Annotated in this window: 13 protein-coding genes; 5 read left to right on the top strand and 8 right to left on the bottom strand. The window is 66.9% G+C overall.

Features of this window, described 5'->3' with window-relative positions:
* The first annotated feature begins 70 nt into the window (after positions 1–70).
* From BLU74_RS06260 to BLU74_RS06250, 3 genes are read left to right on the top strand one after another with little or no spacing between them, the layout of a single operon-like run.
* Positions 71–1,294, top strand: coding sequence for a potassium channel family protein (locus BLU74_RS06260; protein WP_089766419.1), 1,224 nt, complete (start codon positions 71–73; stop codon positions 1,292–1,294).
* Positions 1,291–2,535, top strand: coding sequence for a DUF8167 domain-containing protein (locus BLU74_RS18870; protein WP_089766418.1), 1,245 nt, complete (start codon positions 1,291–1,293; stop codon positions 2,533–2,535). The genes BLU74_RS06260 and BLU74_RS18870 overlap by 4 nt, the downstream gene beginning before the upstream one ends.
* Positions 2,536–2,595: 60 nt before the next feature.
* Positions 2,596–2,886, top strand: coding sequence for a ubiquitin-like small modifier protein 1 (locus tag BLU74_RS06250; protein ID WP_089766417.1), 291 nt, complete (start codon positions 2,596–2,598; stop codon positions 2,884–2,886).
* 27 nt (positions 2,887–2,913) lie between these two features.
* Here the strand turns inward: BLU74_RS06250 and BLU74_RS06245 are convergent, their stop codons facing one another.
* From BLU74_RS06245 to BLU74_RS06230, 4 genes are read right to left on the bottom strand one after another with little or no spacing between them, the layout of a single operon-like run.
* Positions 2,914–4,926: a SpoVR family protein gene (locus BLU74_RS06245; protein ID WP_089766416.1), complete on the bottom strand. Its 2,013-nt coding sequence runs from the start codon at positions 4,924–4,926 to the stop codon at positions 2,914–2,916.
* Entirely contained in the window at positions 4,923–6,272 is a 1,350-nt protein-coding gene (locus BLU74_RS06240; RefSeq protein ID WP_089766415.1) for a YeaH/YhbH family protein, read from the bottom strand. The genes BLU74_RS06245 and BLU74_RS06240 overlap by 4 nt, the downstream gene beginning before the upstream one ends.
* Positions 6,263–8,548: a PrkA family serine protein kinase gene (locus BLU74_RS06235; RefSeq protein WP_089766414.1), complete on the bottom strand. Its 2,286-nt coding sequence runs from the start codon at positions 8,546–8,548 to the stop codon at positions 6,263–6,265. Before BLU74_RS06235 ends, BLU74_RS06240 begins: the two co-directional genes overlap by 10 nt.
* Before the next feature lies 1 nt (position 8,549).
* Positions 8,550–10,619, bottom strand: a complete 2,070-nt coding sequence (locus BLU74_RS06230; RefSeq protein WP_089766413.1) for a PrkA family serine protein kinase — start codon at positions 10,617–10,619, stop codon at positions 8,550–8,552.
* Positions 10,620–10,957: 338 nt separating this feature from the next.
* Between BLU74_RS06230 and BLU74_RS06220 the strand changes: the two genes are divergently transcribed.
* Positions 10,958–11,368, top strand: coding sequence for a DUF5820 family protein (locus tag BLU74_RS06220; protein WP_089766411.1), 411 nt, complete (start codon positions 10,958–10,960; stop codon positions 11,366–11,368).
* 25 nt (positions 11,369–11,393) lie between these two features.
* Here the strand turns inward: BLU74_RS06220 and BLU74_RS06215 are convergent, their stop codons facing one another.
* Genes BLU74_RS06215 through BLU74_RS06205 form a run of 3 tightly spaced genes read right to left on the bottom strand, consistent with a single transcriptional unit; the run spans position 11,394 to position 15,026 of the window.
* Complete coding sequence (locus tag BLU74_RS06215; protein WP_089766410.1) at positions 11,394–12,965, bottom strand: glutamate-cysteine ligase family protein; 1,572 nt, start codon at positions 12,963–12,965, stop codon at positions 11,394–11,396.
* Between the two features lie 46 nt (positions 12,966–13,011).
* Positions 13,012–14,136 carry a DUF7972 family membrane protein gene (locus BLU74_RS06210; protein ID WP_089766409.1) on the bottom strand — a complete coding sequence of 375 codons (1,125 nt, stop codon included), beginning with the start codon at positions 14,134–14,136 and terminating at the stop codon, positions 13,012–13,014.
* 44 nt (positions 14,137–14,180) lie between these two features.
* Positions 14,181–15,026 (bottom strand): PspA/IM30 family protein, encoded by an 846-nt coding sequence (locus BLU74_RS06205; RefSeq protein WP_089766408.1) that lies wholly within the window; start codon positions 15,024–15,026, stop codon positions 14,181–14,183.
* A gap of 53 nt (positions 15,027–15,079) precedes the next feature.
* Between BLU74_RS06205 and BLU74_RS06200 the strand changes: the two genes are divergently transcribed.
* Positions 15,080–15,763 carry an AcvB/VirJ family lysyl-phosphatidylglycerol hydrolase gene (locus tag BLU74_RS06200; RefSeq protein WP_089766407.1) on the top strand — a complete coding sequence of 228 codons (684 nt, stop codon included), beginning with the start codon at positions 15,080–15,082 and terminating at the stop codon, positions 15,761–15,763.
* Here the strand turns inward: BLU74_RS06200 and BLU74_RS06195 are convergent.
* Entirely contained in the window at positions 15,742–16,170 is a 429-nt protein-coding gene (locus BLU74_RS06195; protein WP_089766406.1) for a hypothetical protein, read from the bottom strand. The two genes, BLU74_RS06200 and BLU74_RS06195, sit on opposite strands and share 22 nt — an antisense overlap.
* Between the last annotated feature and the right edge of the window lie 25 nt (positions 16,171–16,195).

The following is a 16,195-nucleotide window of genomic DNA, read 5'->3' as shown; positions in this document are numbered from 1 at the left end:
TGTCGTCGACTTAAGCGTCTCGTCATTCGCCCTCGAAAGTGGTAAGCCGATGCCCCGAGAGTGAGGACCGATGGCGTCGCTACCGATCGAGATACTCTACGGACTCTACCTTGGCGTGCTGACCGGCCTCGTCCCCGCACTGATCGCCTGGCTCCTCGGTTTCGGGTTCAAGTACTTCACCGGGATCACCATCCCGGGGCTGGGGGTCGTCGCCCTGGGCGTCGCCATCGCCGGGCTCAACGGCGGGCTCCTCGCACTCGCGGATCCGAGTCTCACCGGCTCCGCGAATCAGTTGCGTCTCACCATCGCGCTCCTGGTCGTGTTGATGGCGACGCTCTACGCCCACGGACAGGGCGACAAGATGGGGGCGGCGCTCCCGAAGCGAATCAGCCTGCGGGAACTCACGAAGCGGACGCTGTCGGCAGACGTGGTCGAACTGGTCGGCGGCCGCGGGCAGGTGCGGATCTCGGTCGCCGGCGACGTGGGTGACGTCGAGGGGTTCCCGCCGCTGCCGGCCTCACTCCGAGAAGCGATCCGGACCGAGACGTGGACGTTCCCGGCGGACCTGCCGCTCGTCGAACTGGAGTCTCGGGTGGCTGCTGCGCTCCGGACCGACTACGACCTCACCGAGGTGTCGGTGACGCTCGACGAGCGCGGGCGGGCCACCGTCGCCGCCGCGCCCCCGACGAGCGGCCTCTCGAAGCACCTCGAGTCCGGCCAGCGTGCCGTCTCCGTCGACGCGCTGGTTCCGATGGGGGCCGCCCGCGGCGACGACGTCGTCGTCTGGGCCGACGGCGACCGGTTCGAGGCGAGTCTGCTGGGCGTCGTCGACGAAGCGCCAGAAGACGAGCGGTCCGCGGATCTCGAGCCGTCGCAGGACGCGACCGCCGAACCGACAGTGGCTGAACCGACGGCTCCGAGGGCGGCCGGCGGGCGCGCTCGCGTGACCCTCGCGACGACGCGGGCAAACGCGACGGCGCTGCTCGGGGCCGACGACGTTCGATTGGCGGTCCGCTCCAAAGGCGTCCGCCGGGAGTTCGAACTCGTCGGGCTCCTCAAGCGGGCGGGCAACCGCTTCCGCCGAGTCACCGTTCGGGAGGGGAGCAGCATCGCCGGCAGCACGCTCGGGGCAACGGCGGTTCGCGACGCCTACGACGTCGCCGTGCTCGCCGTCCGCCAGGGCGGCTCCTGGGTGATCGCCCCGGCCGGAACGCAGGCCGTCAACGCCGGCGACGACCTGCTCGTGGTCGGGACTAAGAGCGACCTCGATACCTTCGCGGGGGTCGTCGCGTGAGGCCGTTCCGCTCGTCGCTGCAGCTCGGTGCCCTCGCGGACGAACAGACGCTCGTGAGCGCGGGTCTCGGCGTCCTCGGACTCGCGACGCTCGCGGCCGCACTCGCCGGACTCGCGGCCGTCCTCTATCGATGGTACACCCGCGAGGAGATCCCCGCCTGGTTGGCCACGCTGGTCGGCGCGTCGGGGGTGGCCCTGTATCTCAACGCGGTCGGACTCTTCCAGCGCGCCGTGGGGACCGGCGCACCAGAGATCTTCGCGCCGGCGACAGTGCTCGTCAACGCGGTCACGATCGGGACGGCCATCGTGGTCTCGCCCGCCGGACGGGCCGTCGGTGATCGCCTCACGACGAGCGCGTTCGCCGTCGCTGGGTCCCGACAGCTCGATACGGAGGTGAGCCGACTCGTCAGCAGCGTCGGGCGCGTCCGACCGATCGAACTCCCCGAATCAGCCGCTGAGGTCGACGACATCGAGGGCTACGACCCCGTTCGGCCGACAATCAAAGCGGAGTTGGCCGGCAAGACGCTGCTCGTCCCCCGACATCTCCGGGGTGAGAGCCTCCGCGAGCGCGTCGTCACCCGAATCAAAGAGGATTACGGCGTCGGCTACGTCGATCTCGAACTCGACGACGACGGGACAGTCACCCGGCTCGGACTCGGCCGCCGCGTCGCCGGCATCGGGACCACGCTCGCCCCCGGCGTCGCGGCCGTCGCGGTCGACGCAGACCCCGGGGCAGGCGCGTCCGCGGGCGATGCGGTCCAACTCTGGCGGCGCGTCGAACCCGCGGAGCGCGACCGACCTGCCGAAGACGAATCGGTCGAGGCCGGGTCCGCAAAGCGCGTCGCGAGCGGCGAACTCCGCGCGGCGGGCGAGGACGTCGCGACCGTGATCCTCGACGAGGCTGACGCGGCCGCGCTCGATCCCGACGAGCGCTATCGACTCCTCACCGTGCCGACCGACCCCGGCGCAGAACGGGAGTTCACGTCGCTGTTGGGTGCCGCCGACGAGACGATGGACGTCGTGACGATCGAGGCTGGCAGCGCGCTCGACGGCGCCGCGCTCCGCACGGTGCCGGGAACGGTCGCGGCCGTCCGGGCTTCTGACGGGCCGATCGAACCGACCCCGCCGCGGTCGCGGGAGCTGAAACCGGGAGAGACGGTCTATTTCGTTGCCCGTCCCGAACGGCTTCGCGAGGCCGCGGAGTTGGCCAGCACCCCGGCGGACGACGGCCGGGGTCAGTGACGGGCGGCCCGCCGCGGTCGACTGCGTAACGCTCAACTCCGCCGGGACGCGAACGGAGGTATGGACACGGTACACTGGCGGCTGTTCGCGGACCTCGCCGAGGTCGCTGGCGGTCGAGAACACACGGTGTCGATCGAATCCGGCGGAACCGTCGAAGACGCACTGGCGGCGCTGTTAGACGATCGAGCAGGACTCAGCGATCGGGTCCTCGACGGCGACAGCCTCGCGGACGACGTGAACCTGATGCGGAACGGGACGCCGGTCTCCGAGTCGGACGAGGTCGAGGCGGGTGACGAACTCGCGATGTTCCCGCCCGTCACCGGCGGGAGTCTGTCGAGCGTCGACCCGTAACCCGATCGGCGCTCGCTGCGGTCGTCGCTACGACAGCCACTCGTCGGGTTTGGTGTCGTAGTCGACGTCGGACGCCTGGATCCGTTCTTCCAACTCGGGATCGAGGTCGAACTCCTCGAACTCCGAGCCGTCGTATCGGATCCGGACCCCGACCTCGGTCGGCTCGGGTTCGCGGTTCCGACGCCGAGCCACCTCCACGTCGTGTTCGTCGTACTCCTTCCGGATCGTCATCAGGTTCACCGGCCGCCCCCACAGTTGGTGGACCCGCTCGAGGACGTCCTCGGCCTGGTCGAGGTCGAGCATCACGCCGTTGTACCGGTGCCCCAACAGGAGTTCGCCGCGGTTCTCGAAGTTGTCGTCGAAGACGGCGATCGTCGGCTTGCCGAAGTTGGTGAACTGGAGCAGCAGTTTCTTCTTCACGTCGTCGGGGTCTGTCGAGGCCACGCGGAAGTCGCCGGTCGAACGGGTGTACTCGTAGGTGAAGTAGTCGTTCGACTCGACGAACTCCGGTGAGAGGAACGCGTCCACGAACGTCACGTCGTTGTGGCTCTCGCGGACTTCGCGCATCCGCTCCCACCCCGCGGTCCTGTCGACGGCGGCGATGGCCTCGTCGACGCTTTCGAACTTCGCGTCGTCGAACATGTATCTGGAGAGCTGTTCGAGTTCCGAGCGACGAATCCGTTCGAGGAATCCCCGATACTGGGGCTTCACCAGCGAGAAGTGCCGCTCGGCCAGTCCCTCGTAGGTCAGGACTTTCCACGGATAGCGGTCCGCATCGACCGATTCGGGAGCAGAGAGCGTTCGGTCCAGCGTCTCCCAGTCGACCCGCGGATCGTCTTCGGGGAGCGCCGCGAGGTCCGAGAGCGTGTCTGAGCGGATCTCGTCGATCGCCGGATGCGGCGCTAAGCCCGACTGCACCGTCTCGAAGTCGATCGCGTCGTGGAAGTTTCGCCAGGTGATCCCCTCCACGCGGAGGAGTTTGTCGGCGACCTCTCGCCGGTTGGTCGTGTTCTCGACGTACTCCCAGAGCTGCTTGCCGAGTTTGTAGGGGTTCATCCCCGGCGACCCGAGGACGCGTGACTGGTGATCGGCGTAGGTGAGGAACTCGTCTTGGCCGGCGAAGCGCTCCTCGCCCATCATCAGCGATTCCCAGTAGGCGGCCCACCCCTCGTTCATCGTCTTCGTCAGTTTCTGCGGGGCGAAGTAGTACGCCTCGCGGCGGAGTAAATCGAGGACGTCCTTCTGCCAGGACTCCATTTCGACGGCCTCGCCCGCCTCCTCGTCGTAGACCATCCCGTGGTCGCTGAGGAAGCCGAGCACGTCCGACCGGGGACGGTCGAGGTTCGCCGCGGCGGCCTCCGCCTCGGCGAGTTCGTCGAGCCACTCGTCGTCGAAGACCTCCCCCTGGACCGTATCGGAGAGGTCCATCCCGTCGAGGCGCTCGCGGAGATCTTCGGGCTGTGTGCGCTCGGTGTCACGCTCGGCGGCCAGCGGCTGATGCTGGTCGATCGTGTCCTCGAGGCAGGTGACGGCGTCGACGAACCGTTCGATGTCCTCCTGATCGATGTCGGGATCGTCGACGTAGCGCTGGATGGTCTCGGCGTGCCGCGCCAGCATCGCCGCGGCGTCGAGGTCGCCGTCGCCGGAGAACCGCGAGAACCACTCGTTGTTGCGGAAGAAATCCGCATGGGCCTCGACGTGTGTGATGACGGCCTTCTGGTCGGCCAGCGAGTTCGACTCCTGCAGGAAGGCGTGGCTCGGATCGTCGTTGTTGACGATCTCGAAGGCCTTGCCCATCCCGAACTGGTCCTGTTTCTTCTGCCGGTCGTAGGTCATCCCCCAGCGCCAGTGCGGATACCGGCGTTGAAAGCCGCCGTAGGCGATCAACTGGTTCATCTCGTCGTGATCGACCACCCAGTAGTTCACCGGGTACGGGTCGAGTCCCAGTTTGTTGGCCAGGGCCGCGGCCGCTTCGACCGGCTCTTCGAGCCGATCGGCCTCGTCCTGGGCGATCCGTCTGAAGCGATTCGGTGGCGTCATCGGTCTCCTCCTGTGGAACTGGATTCGGTCTGGAGCACGTCGTAGATGGCGTCAGTCACGTCTTCGGCCGCGCCGACACGTGCGACGACCACGTCGCCGCTGTCCTCGAAGGCGTCTTCGACTTCCTCGGCGTGGGTCGCGTTGATCGCGGTGCCGCCGGGTTGGGTCTCCACGTACGCGTGGAGGTTGGCGGGGATCTCCTGCATCAGCGGGATCACCCGCTCTGTGGTATCGTTCGAGGAGTTCTCGGAGTCGCCCGCGGCGAAGACGTATCGGTTCCACTCCGACCAGGGGTACTCCGCTTCGAGAACCTCCTTTGCGAGTTCGTAGGCACTGGAGATCCGCGTGCCGCCGCCGGATCGGATGCCGAAGAACTCCTCGCGGTCGACTTCCCAGGCGTCGGCGTCGTGGGCGATGTAGACGAATTCGGCGTTGTCGTACTTGCCCTGAAGATACCAATCGAGCGGTGTGAACGTCCGCTCGACCAGTTCGCGTTTGGTCTCCCGCATCGACCCCGAGACGTCTCGGATGTTGACGACGACGACGTTCTTCTGTTTCTTCTCCTCGATCTCGGGATGGCGGTATCGCTCGTCGTCGCGGCGGAACGGGACCTCGCGGAGCCCCTTCCGGCGGATGCGCTGGACCGGCGTCGTGCGCTCGACGTTCTCGGTCATCTCCTCGAAGGACGCCCAACGGTCGCGCTCGGCCTCGTCGATCTCCTCCCACTCGGATTCGATCCACGCGAGTGAGACCAGGATGTTCTCCTCGCGACACCATTCGTAGACGGACTCGGGCGTCGCGCCTTCGATACGCATCGCTTCGCGCACGAAGTCGTCGTCGAAGTCAGTCGCGAGCTTCCGCTTGAGCCCCTGTTTGAACAGCCGCTCGAAGTCGAGCGTGCTGTTGGGGCCGGTGCGCGTGACGTCGGTGAAGTCGCCCTCGATCTCCTCGATTACCTCCTTGCCTTTCGGTTCGAGATCGAGACCGAGTTCCTCGTCGAGTTCCTCGGCGAACTCTTCGGGATCCATCTCGTAGTGGCCGTGTTCGCCGCCCTCTTCGCCGGGTTCGCCCTCCTCGCCGTCCTCGTCACCGTCCCCGTCGCCGGGTTGGGGCTCGGGTTGGCCGATCGGCTGGCCGACGTCCGGCGTGCCGTCGCCGCCCTGTCCGACGCCGCCCTTGTCCAGGCGGTCGTAGGCGAACTCGGGGAGGTCGACGATCTTGATCGGGATCTGGATCGTGTCCGACTGAGAGCCGCTGAGGTCGCCGTACCGGATGAACGATTCCAGATCTTCGCGACGCTCTTCGCCGATTTCGCGGAACCGTTCGATATCCTCTCTCAGTCCCATCGGTGACGCACCTCCCGGACGACCGCGCGGCTCGTCAGTTCGGCGGAGGCCTCAGTGTAGCCGCGGTCGGTCAGTTCCTCGATCGTCTGGGCCTTGAGCCGCGCCGTCTCGGTGTCTTCCGGCGGATCGTCCCACTGGTCGGGATCGAAGTCCTCGTAGAGTCGCCTGACGTCGTCCCAGTCGTACGCGTCGAGGACGGATCTGATGACCGGGATCTCCGAAAGTTCCACGTCGTCGACGGTGAAGCCCTCGTCGCGGTTCTCCCAGGCGTAGCGGTTCAGCGCGGTGATGACCTTCTCGCGACGGAACTGTTTGACCTTCTTCGTCGGTTGGTTCGACAGGTAGTCGCCGTCGGTGAAGCGACCCAACTGTTCGGTTTCGAACAACTTCATCAAGAGCGGGTCCGGGTCGACCGGGCCGCGCTCGGTCTCGATCTGCTCGTCGCCGGCCCAGGCGTAGACGTGCTCGACGTATTCGGCGACCGTCTCGCGCTCGACTGAGCGGTCCGCTAACAGCGCTTCGAGGACGTCCTCTTCCTGCCGTTCGAGGACGTACTCTTTGGCCTGGGTCACGCGACCCTCGTACTCCGCGCGCTCCGAGCGCGAGAAGACGGGGGCATCGCGGAGCCCATCGGCCATCGCGTCCAGCACGTCCTCGGGGAGGAGCACGCGCTCGACGTCCAAGTCGGCGTGGCGGCGACCCGTGTCCTCGTGGAGCAGGTCCGCGATGACGTCGCGGGTGTAGGTGACCGGGATGCCGTGGACGCCCTCTTCGCCCTCGAACTCGAACTCGTCGATGGCCGTCCGGGTGTCGCCCTCCTGGATGTAGCCGAAGTCGAAGAGCAGCGCCTTGTCGACGAGGTCGTAACCGCTGGGAACGTCGTCGCCGTCGAGTCGCGTGAGGACGCTGTACATCGCGGCTGCCTCCACGGTGTGCGGGGCGAGTTCCCGCGTGTCGACCGTGCCCGGCGCGCTTCGGACGTCGAGTTCGAGCGGCGCGCGGATCTGCTCGCGCAGGTCCGACTCGTCTTCGACGTCCCAGACCGCCGTCTCGTCGGTGAGCTCTCTGCGGATCAGTTCCGCTTCGAGTGAGACGTTCGTGAGGTAGCGGAACTCCCGCTTGTCGAGTCGGCGCTTGAGTGCCTTCAGCGGGTCGCGGCCGTTACGATCGGCGTACTTGTCCAGTTCGGCGTCGAGGTCGGGGTTCGAGATGATCAACAACTGGGTGTCGACGTCCATCCCGATCCCCTTGTCCAGTTTGACGTGCCCCTCGTCGGGGACGTTCAGGAGTTTCTGCAGCAGGTCCGCGTGCTGGGCGGCGTCCTCGACGATAGTCAGGAGGCCGTTGCCCTGCGAGAGAACGCCGTCGTAACTGAACGCCTGCGGGTTCTTGCGCCCCCGCGAGTCGAGTTCGCGGAGCATCCCCGGCATCCACGACCCGACGAGTCGCTCCTTCGGCGAGCCGTCGTCTTCGGAGTGGAGGACGCCGATCCCTCGCCCCACGTCGACGACGTAGTTCTTCACGCGGAGGTGCGTCGGATCCGTGACCGCCGAGAACAGATCGCGCGTGCCCTCTCGGCGGTACTGCTCTTCGAGGTGCTCGTACGCCTCCCGCGAGAACGGATCGAGATCGTTCTCGACGGCGATCGGGACGTGGTCACCGGACTCGCTGTTCAGTCCGTCCAGCAGCTCTGATCGGACGGATTCGGGAAACACCGAGAGCGGGTGCGCCTGCACGGGACTCTCGTACCAGTCGTCTTCCCGCTCCGGTCCGGCTTCGTCACCGTAGGACAGTCCGCGGGTTTCCCGGCCGGCAGCGACGTTCCACTCGACGGTGTAGCGCCGACCGGCGTCGGTGCGTGAGTACGCGCGCAGGCCGTTGATCAGACAGCGCTTCAATTCGGATTTCCCGGTCGCGGTGGGCCCGTCGAACCAGAGAATCTTCTCGGATTTGCCCCGCCCGGCGGCGATCGTTCGGAGGTCGTCGACGAAGCGGTTCAGCACCTCCGTGTTCCCGAGCACGGCGTGTTCCCCATCGTTCGCGGGATCGTCGAAGAAGCGATAGCGCTCGCGCGTCTCGCCTTCCTCTAGCACCTCGCGCGTCCCCATCGACTCGATGGCGTCGAGCAGGTACTTCGAGGCGTGTGCAGCGATCGAGGGCCGCTCGAAGGCGGCGTCGACGTAGGCCGCGAGGCTCATCGGCTCCTCGTACGTGCCGCGGAGGTGGTCGTCGGCGCGGTCGAGATACTCGCGCGCCGCGTCGGTGTGTGAACTCATCTTACCCCTCGAGTTCGCTCTTTGCCACCTCCGCGCCGGCGAACTCGAGCACCTCCTTGGCTCCCTCGGGTGAGTACCCTTGTTCGATCAGCGCGTCGATCCACGCGCTGCGCTCGTCGTCGTCGAGTTCGTTCGCGCTGACGAGCGCTGAGAAGTTGATGTTGTGCTTCTTGTCTTCCCAGAGTTTGCGCTCCAGGGCCCGACGGAGCCGGTCGTTGTCCTGCGGGTCGAAGGAGGTACCGTCGCGGGCGCGACGGGACACCCAGTTTGAGACTTCCTGTCGGAAGTCGTCCTTCCGATCCTCCGGAATGTCGAGTTTCTCCTCGACCGAGCGGAGGAACGTCTCGTCGGGGTCCTGCTCTCGGCCGGTGAGTTCGTCCTCGACGGTATCGTCGTCGATGTAGGCCATCACGTGGTCCATGTACTTCTCGCCCTGTCGCTGAATCTCGTCGAGGTCGTACGCCAACGCGTGGCGGACGTCCTCGATCGCGCGCTCTTTGTACTCCTCGCGGACCAGTTCGAGGTAGCGGTAGTAGCGATCGAGATTCTCCTCGGGGATCGACCCGTGGTTCTCGAGGTTCGCCTCGAAGTGTGAGAACACCGACAGCGGCGAGAGGTAGGACCGATCGCGGTGGGTCGAGTCCATAATCGCCTCCGCGATCTCGTCGCCGATGAAGCGCGCGGAGACGCCGTTCATCCCCTCAGCGATGTCGGCGCGCTCCTCCCCGCTCTCTCTGAGTTTCCTGACGTCGACGTCGTCGCCGTCGTCGATCTCTCCGTTGTAGGCCTTCGCCTTCTGGACGAGCGAGACGCTGTCGTCCGGCTCTGTGACCCGAGTGAGCACGCCGAACAGCCCCGCCATCTCCAGGGCGTGGGGTTCGATGTGCATATCCGGCACGTCGGCGTTCCGGAGCATCTTCCGGTAGATTTCGGCCTCCTCGTCGTACTCGAGCACGTACGGGAAGTCGATTCGCTTCGTGCGGTCGTTGAACGCCTCCATCTTCTCGTCGCCCTTCTTCTCTCGATACTCGGGCATATTCGTCCGGCCGACGATCACCTGGTCGATGTCGATCCGGGGGTTGTTCTTCGGCTTGATCGTCTGCTCCTGGGAGGCGTGCAGGAAGTCATAGAGGAACTCACGCTGGAGTTTCAGCAGTTCCTCGCCGGAGAACAGGCCGCGGTTGGCGTTGCAGAAGGCCCCGGAGTAATCGAACGCCCGGGGGTCGGACTCGCCGTAGACGGCTAACTTCGAGTAGTTGACGTCGCCGGTGAGTTCGGTCTCGTCCTGGTTCTTCTTGTCTTTGGGCTCGAACGTCTCGACGCACTGGCGTTTGTTCTCGCTCGCGACGAGTCGGACGATCTCGACGTGGTTGTTCAAGACCGCCTCGAGGTCGTCGTCGTAGTGGGCGAGTAACTGGTCGAGGTAGAACTCCGAGGCGGGATCGAGCGTTTGATCGTTTCGGATCGTGTACGGCGCGTCCAGAGCCTCGTTGAGTCGCTCGATCACCCCGTCGCGCTGCTCCTGCGGGAGCAGGACGAGCGGATCCTGGTTCATCGGCGAGGTTACGACGTCGTCTTCGGGGTCCTGATCGCGGATGACGTCGCAGAGGTCCGTCCACCGGAACGTGTACATCCGGCCCGCATCGGTGGCTGTGTAGTCCTCGAAGTACCGGCGGACCATCCAGTCGAAGTGGGACTTCCCGGAGCCCACCGGGCCCAAGAGGAGTTTGATCCGCTTCTCGGGGCCGAGTCCCCGCGCGCCGGACTTCACTTTGTTCACGAATTCGTGGATCGACTCGTGGACCTCCCGGCCGTAGAAGGTGTTCTCGCCGTCGTGCAGTGGGTCCTCCGCGGCCATCCGATACTCGACGACACCGGCGTCTTCGTCGTAGTCAGTGCCGTAGTGGTCGAACATATCGGCCACCCGCTGGTGGGCGTTGCGAGCGATTCGGGGGTCCTCGTACACCGCATCGAGGTACCACTCGAACGACTTCGCTTCGCGGAGGTCTTCGGGCACCGAGTCCTTGTACTGCCGACTCAGGGATTCGAGGGTTGCTCTGTCACCGTTCATTGTTTCTCCGTCTCGGGAGCGACGTGGGCCGGCGTTCGGACGGCCGGCGGCGAACGGCGTCGCGCGTTCGCGACGTCCACGGAACGCGAACGTTCCGGTACTCACGCGGCGACGATACGGCGCAGGGGCGACAGCGACACGGCGTCGTGGAACGACAGAACGTCGGGATTCAGCGTGCGGTGCGTGCTACGTCGTCGCTCGATCCGATCGACCGAGACTGAACGTGTGTGAGGGTCACACACACATAAGCCTTCCTTCGGTTCTGGGATCCGTGCCCGCGCGGTCACCGAATCGGCGCTGAGGCCACGATATTTGTAGGCGCAGACGGAACGACCGGTATGAGTGAGTCTCCCGACGAGTCGCCGGCCGACGAGCCGCCGGGCGGATGGACGCTCTGGAACGACGAGCCCCGGGGCCGACGGATCCTCGTGTTTCGACCGGACGTGTTTAACGAACAGGCGGGACTGCCCGCGGAGTGTCTCCCCACGATTCTGATCTCGAATCGGTCGCGAGCACCGCGTCCGGGCGCCTCCCGGCGGCCCACGTCGACCTGGCACGTCGTGCTCACGTTGGAGCCGGAAGTCGAAGCGGTCACCGAGTCCTACGACAGCCGGGACGCGGCGATCGCGGGGGCGAACGACCTCGCGCGGCGGTTCGCGACCGGGGCGGTCGACTACCGGGACGCCTACCAGATTCCGCGGGAGGCGTACTTCGAGCGTCTCGACGAGGTGACCGGGCCGGACGCCTGATGGCCGCGTCTCGGTCCGGTCGGCGTCACCACTCTGCGAACGGCACGCCGCCGGCCGCCCGGTTGACGTACGCCGCCTGCATCTCCCGGACCGCGTCCGGAAGCGAGGCTCCCTCCTCTCGGGCCTTCTGCGCTCGAGCACGCTTCCACGCGCTCGGTGAGGTGTACTCCGCGTCCCGCCGCGCTTCGATGGGGCTGAGCGCCCATTCGATCGACGCTTCGTCCACGCCGAGTTCGTCCAGTCCGAGCCGCGCCAGCGAGAACAGTTCGTCGTAGATCTGCGCGGTCGCCGACGTCGCGTCGCCGTCGTCCCTCAGCCAGTGCAGTTCCGCGTCCGGGCCGTCGTCGACCGCCGCGTAGAACGAGTCCCGGGCGTCCGCCCACGGGAGGTCCGAGAGCGGGTGGCCCGCCGCGTCGACGCCGCGGAGGACGCCCGCGACGAGCGCTTGCACGCCGACGGTGTCCCGGATCGTCGGCTGCGTCGGCAGGGGTCGGTACTCGATCCGGACGGAGTTGCCGTCGGCCTCCGCGAGGTGCTCGCCGTCGGCGTCGCGGGGGTGGTCGCCGCCGAAGACCGGCCTGACCCACCGCCAGTACGTGCCGCGCTTCGCGGCGAACGCGGGGAACTCTGCGGCGGCCGCGGCCCCCGAATCGGGGCCGGCGGCGGCCGTTCCGTTCTCGCCCGCGATGTCGTCGATGAGGTCCGGGGCGGCCACGAGGGTCGGATCGTCGGCCATTCGGTCGATCACCGCCTCGATCGAGTCCACGTCGCGGGGAAGCCGACACTTGTTCGATCCGTCGTCGACGGATCGCTCGAAGATCGGCACGCGCAGTTCGTGCGGTGTCCGATCGAGCACGTCCGCTCCAAGGTCGGACTCATAGCGGTCCGCCGGCAGGAACGGCGAGTTAGCGGTCAGCGAGAGGATCGGGCCCATCGTTCGGGTCGCGACGTTCAGATACGCCGGGACGTCGTCGGGATCGGGGATCTGTAGGTGCGGCTGCATCGAGGTCGCCAGCGATTCGACGAGCATCGAACTGGTCTCTGAGAGCCCCGGGAGGTCCATCTCGATGACCCCGCCGTTGCGCCGCCGGATCTCCTGATCGAGCGCCACGTACCGCGGCACCGGACGCATATGCGTCGCGAGGAACACGCCGTCGGTCTCCTCGCCCGCTTCGAGATACTCGAGCGACCCCATCTCGGGGCCGTGTGTCCACATCGCGTCGAGGACGAAGTCCAGGCCGTCGCCTTCCAGCGCCGTCCGGACGTCGCGGTGTGTCGCCCGCAACTCGTCGAACTGGCGGCGGAGACCCGCCCCGGAGACCACGTCGGGATCAGTGTGTAACTCGGCGTTGTGGAGCCCGAGTTCGCGACTACACCCGTCGATCTCGAAGAGTCGCTCGGGCGCCGGCGCGATCCGCCCCGCGCCGTCGACGACGTACCCCTCGAGTTCGAGGCCGACGGCGAAGTGCGTCGCGTCGAAGACGCCCGCACGGATCGCCCCCTGCAACGCTTCTGCTTCGGCATCGACCCGCTCCGCGAACGCCGCGCAGTGATCCGGATCGAGCGCGGCGCGGACTGCGTCGGTCGTTTCAGTCATACCTGGGTGTGGAGGCCGGTGGGTACTGATACTGTCGACTGCGCGGCTACTCTCCGCCGTCCCGGTCCTCCTCGTCGGTGCCGGGCGTCGACGCAACGGCCTCGTCGTCGGCCGTGGTCCGGAGGATGAACGGTCCGATCGAGAGCGTCCGCTTGGCGACCGTGCCGAGTCGGAGGATGAACGAGAGCAGGATCGCGAACGGCGCGAGCGCGACCGACGCCGCCGCGGCGACCACCCAGACGAAGTGATTGACACCCAGCGTCGTCCCGGTGAGCGGGTCGAGTGCGTCCTGGAAGAGGATCATACTCGTCGCGACGATGAGCGCGGGGACCGCACTGTAGAGCATCGCCCGTGAGAGGTCGACGAGTTCCCACTGGAAGTACAGCGTCTTGATGTGCTCGCGAGCGGGGCCGAAGAGCGTCAGCAGCGACACGATGTCGTCGAGACGCGCCCAGACGTCGCCGACTCCACCGGTCGCGGCCTCGAGGGTCGACGTCTCTTCGTCGTCGCCGCCATTGTCCGCATCCGCGGCGAGTTGGTTTCGCAGGCGACGCGCCTCCTGGATCTTCCACGAGTAGTTGAAGTCGAGCGCCGCCGAAAGGACGCCGAACGTGCCGAACTGTCGGCCCGAAAGGTCGTCACCGACCGTTGCGGCGTGGTTTCTGAGATCCGCCGCGTACAGCTGTATCTGATCGTCGACGGCGGCACTCTCGACCGCCTCCTCGAGACGCTCGGCACGCGACTCGAGCGCATCGACGAGGAGTTGCAGGAACGCCGCGGGGGTCGCCGGCGCGGTGTTGCGACCGAGTTCCGCCTCGAGGTCCCGGCGGAACGACATCGCGCCCTCCATCCGCTCGCGCTGATCGCCGAGCGTCCCGAGTTCCTGTGAGAGCACCAGGGAGTTGATCGACACCACCAGGCTGACCCCGGTGATCGTGGCGGTGAGGAACCCCTGAAAGAGCGTTTCGACCGGATCGCCGGCGCTCATATTCATCCGACCGGGAGCGATCATCGCCGCGAGGATCACACCCGCGAAGAAGACGGCGACGGTCACCCCTGCGACAGTCCACCGGTTCGCTTCCAAGAGAATCCAGAGGGTGAGGCGGTTCTCCTCACCGCGCCGTCGCATCGTGTCCTCAGGCCCCGTCTCCGACGATACCGAGTCCTCCATCTGGGTCGACGTTCACGGCCCGGAGAAAAGAAGGTCCGGTCGACCTACGCGTCGTCGTCTTTCAGCTCTTCGAGTTCAGCCTCGACCGCCGAGTCGGCGACGTCGACCTCGGGTGCCTCCTCCACGTCGGTGGCGGCGGCGTCGCTCGATTCCACGTCGGCGTCGGGGCTCGCGTTCCCGGCGCTCTCGTTGCTCCCGTCGACGTCGGCCTTGAGCGTCTCGAGTTCGGTATCGACTTCCGACGACGTCCGCCCGCTCTCCAGTTCGCGGTCGATGCTGTCTTTGTCCGACATCGCGTCGTCGAACGCGCCCGTGTCGACGAGTTCGTCCATCGCTTCCGAGCGCGCTTCCATCTCGTCGGTCCGTTCCTCGGCGCGCTCGATGGCCCGTGAGACGTCTTCCATCTCGTCGCCGACACCGGTGAGTGCCTCTGAGACCCGTGAGGACGCTTCGGCCGCCTCGTAGCGAGCCTTCATCGTCTCTTTCTTCGTGCGGAACTCCTCGATGCGGTTCTGGAGGTCGTTTTTCTTCTCGACGAGGTTTTCCTGTGTCGACTGGAGCTCGGCGATCTGTCCTTCGAGGTCCTCGATCTGGTTCATCTTCGCCTGCTTCTTTTCGAGCGCCTGCCGGGCGAGGTCGTCGCGGTCCTGGCGGACGGCCTCGCGGGCCTGTTCGTTGTGCTTCTCGACGTTCTCCTCAAGCCGGCGCTTCTGGATCTCGAGCCGCTTCTTCTGGGTCGTCAGATCCGCGATTCCCTGCTTTACGTCCTGCAGTTCGTCACGCATCTGCTCGTAGGAGTAATCGAGCGTCTCCGAGGGGTCCTCAGCGCTGTTGAGGAGGGAGTTCAGTTTCGATCGGACGACGTAGGACGCGCGTGAGAGGATTCCCATAGTCCCGTTTGGGCACGCCGGAGTTAAAAGCTCACGTGCCGAACGCCTCGCAAGTGACCGAAACGGTACTCCTACCGGGCGCTCGCGACGCCCGAGGAACCCTCGACAGCGCGGGTGACGCGGACGCCGTCGCCGACCCGGCGTCGTCAAGCGAGTGTGTCGTCGCGTGCCCGCCGCACCCGCAGCACGGTGGCAGCCGGACCGATCGCCGGCTGGCTGCCGTGAGCGACGCGCTCGGCGAACACGGCGTCGACTGCCTGCGCTTCGACTACGGCGCGTGGGACCGGGGACGAGGCGAGCGACAGGACGCGACCGCCGCCGTCCGGTGGGCCCGAGACCGCTACGACAGCGTGGCCCTGTTCGGCTACAGTTTCGGTGCCGGCGTCGCGCTCGCCGCGGCGGCCCGGGGCGCGGTCGTCGACGCCGTGGCCGCGGTGGCCCCGCCGGGCAGGCTGGGCGGTGAGGAGGGGGCCGTCGCTGAATCCGCCTCGATGGCCGAGTCCGTGCAGACGGATATCCCCGCTGCACTTGAGGCGATTCCGCCGGCCGTCCGCGTGGGGGTCTTCTACGGCACTCGCGACGACGTCGTAGACGTCGATGAGGTCGTCGCCGCCGCCCGTGCGGACGGCCGGACCGTCACCGAATTCGACGCGGGCCATCGCTTCGTGGGTCGTGAGACGGCGGTGGCGTCCGCGGTCGTGGCGTTCCTGCTCGATCAGGCTGAGGACTCCCGGTAGCCCGCGGCGAGGTGGACGACGACGCCGACGCCGATCGCGCCGAAGACGAACGCCCAGAACGCGGTCCACGCCGCCGCGCCGAGACTCGCGGTCACGACGTACGTGGCGATCCCGGCCGCGACACCGATCCCGAGCGTGGCGAGAAACGGCAGATCGGTCCACTCGCCGCCGGCGTTGGCGTACTCGACGGCGTAGCCCCAGAGATTCCCGACCGTGACGCGGAGGATAAACACCGCGAGGAGGCCAGAGACGGTCGCGACCGAAACGACGAACGGATCGAGGGCGAGCAGGTCGGCCGCCGGGGTCGAAGACTGCTGGAGCCAGGTCCAGACGCCGACGACGAACGCGGCGACGTCGAGGAGGTACCAGAGGCGGAACTCGTCGGGGAGCGGGCGGGGGAGGGCCATCGGCGGACGTTCGCGAGCCGGGAGT

The sequence above is a fragment of the Halobellus clavatus genome, from assembly GCF_900107195.1.
Classification (GTDB): Archaea; Halobacteriota; Halobacteria; order Halobacteriales; family Haloferacaceae; genus Haloquadratum; species Haloquadratum clavatum.
Note: the sequence above shows the minus strand (reverse complement) of the source record. Positions and strands in the feature narration are given on the sequence as shown.

Bases quoted from the DNA above. Each gene is read 5' to 3' on its own strand.
- BLU74_RS06235 (WP_089766414.1), bottom strand. From the start codon at position 8,548: ATGAGTTCACACACCGACGCGGCGCGCGAGTATCTCGACCGCGCCGAC.
- BLU74_RS06210 (WP_089766409.1), bottom strand. From the start codon at position 14,136: ATGGAGGACTCGGTATCGTCGGAGACGGGGCCTGAGGACACGATGCGA.
- BLU74_RS06240 (WP_089766415.1), bottom strand. From the start codon at position 6,272: ATGGGACTGAGAGAGGATATCGAACGGTTCCGCGAAATCGGCGAAGAG.
- BLU74_RS06215 (WP_089766410.1), bottom strand. From the start codon at position 12,965: ATGACTGAAACGACCGACGCAGTCCGCGCCGCGCTCGATCCGGATCAC.
- BLU74_RS06260 (WP_089766419.1), top strand. From the start codon at position 71: ATGGCGTCGCTACCGATCGAGATACTCTACGGACTCTACCTTGGCGTG.
- BLU74_RS06220 (WP_089766411.1), top strand. From the start codon at position 10,958: ATGAGTGAGTCTCCCGACGAGTCGCCGGCCGACGAGCCGCCGGGCGGA.
- BLU74_RS06245 (WP_089766416.1), bottom strand. From the start codon at position 4,926: ATGACGCCACCGAATCGCTTCAGACGGATCGCCCAGGACGAGGCCGAT.
- BLU74_RS06195 (WP_089766406.1), bottom strand. From the start codon at position 16,170: ATGGCCCTCCCCCGCCCGCTCCCCGACGAGTTCCGCCTCTGGTACCTC.
- BLU74_RS06250 (WP_089766417.1), top strand. From the start codon at position 2,596: ATGGACACGGTACACTGGCGGCTGTTCGCGGACCTCGCCGAGGTCGCT.
- BLU74_RS06230 (WP_089766413.1), bottom strand. From the start codon at position 10,619: ATGAACGGTGACAGAGCAACCCTCGAATCCCTGAGTCGGCAGTACAAG.
- BLU74_RS06205 (WP_089766408.1), bottom strand. From the start codon at position 15,026: ATGGGAATCCTCTCACGCGCGTCCTACGTCGTCCGATCGAAACTGAAC.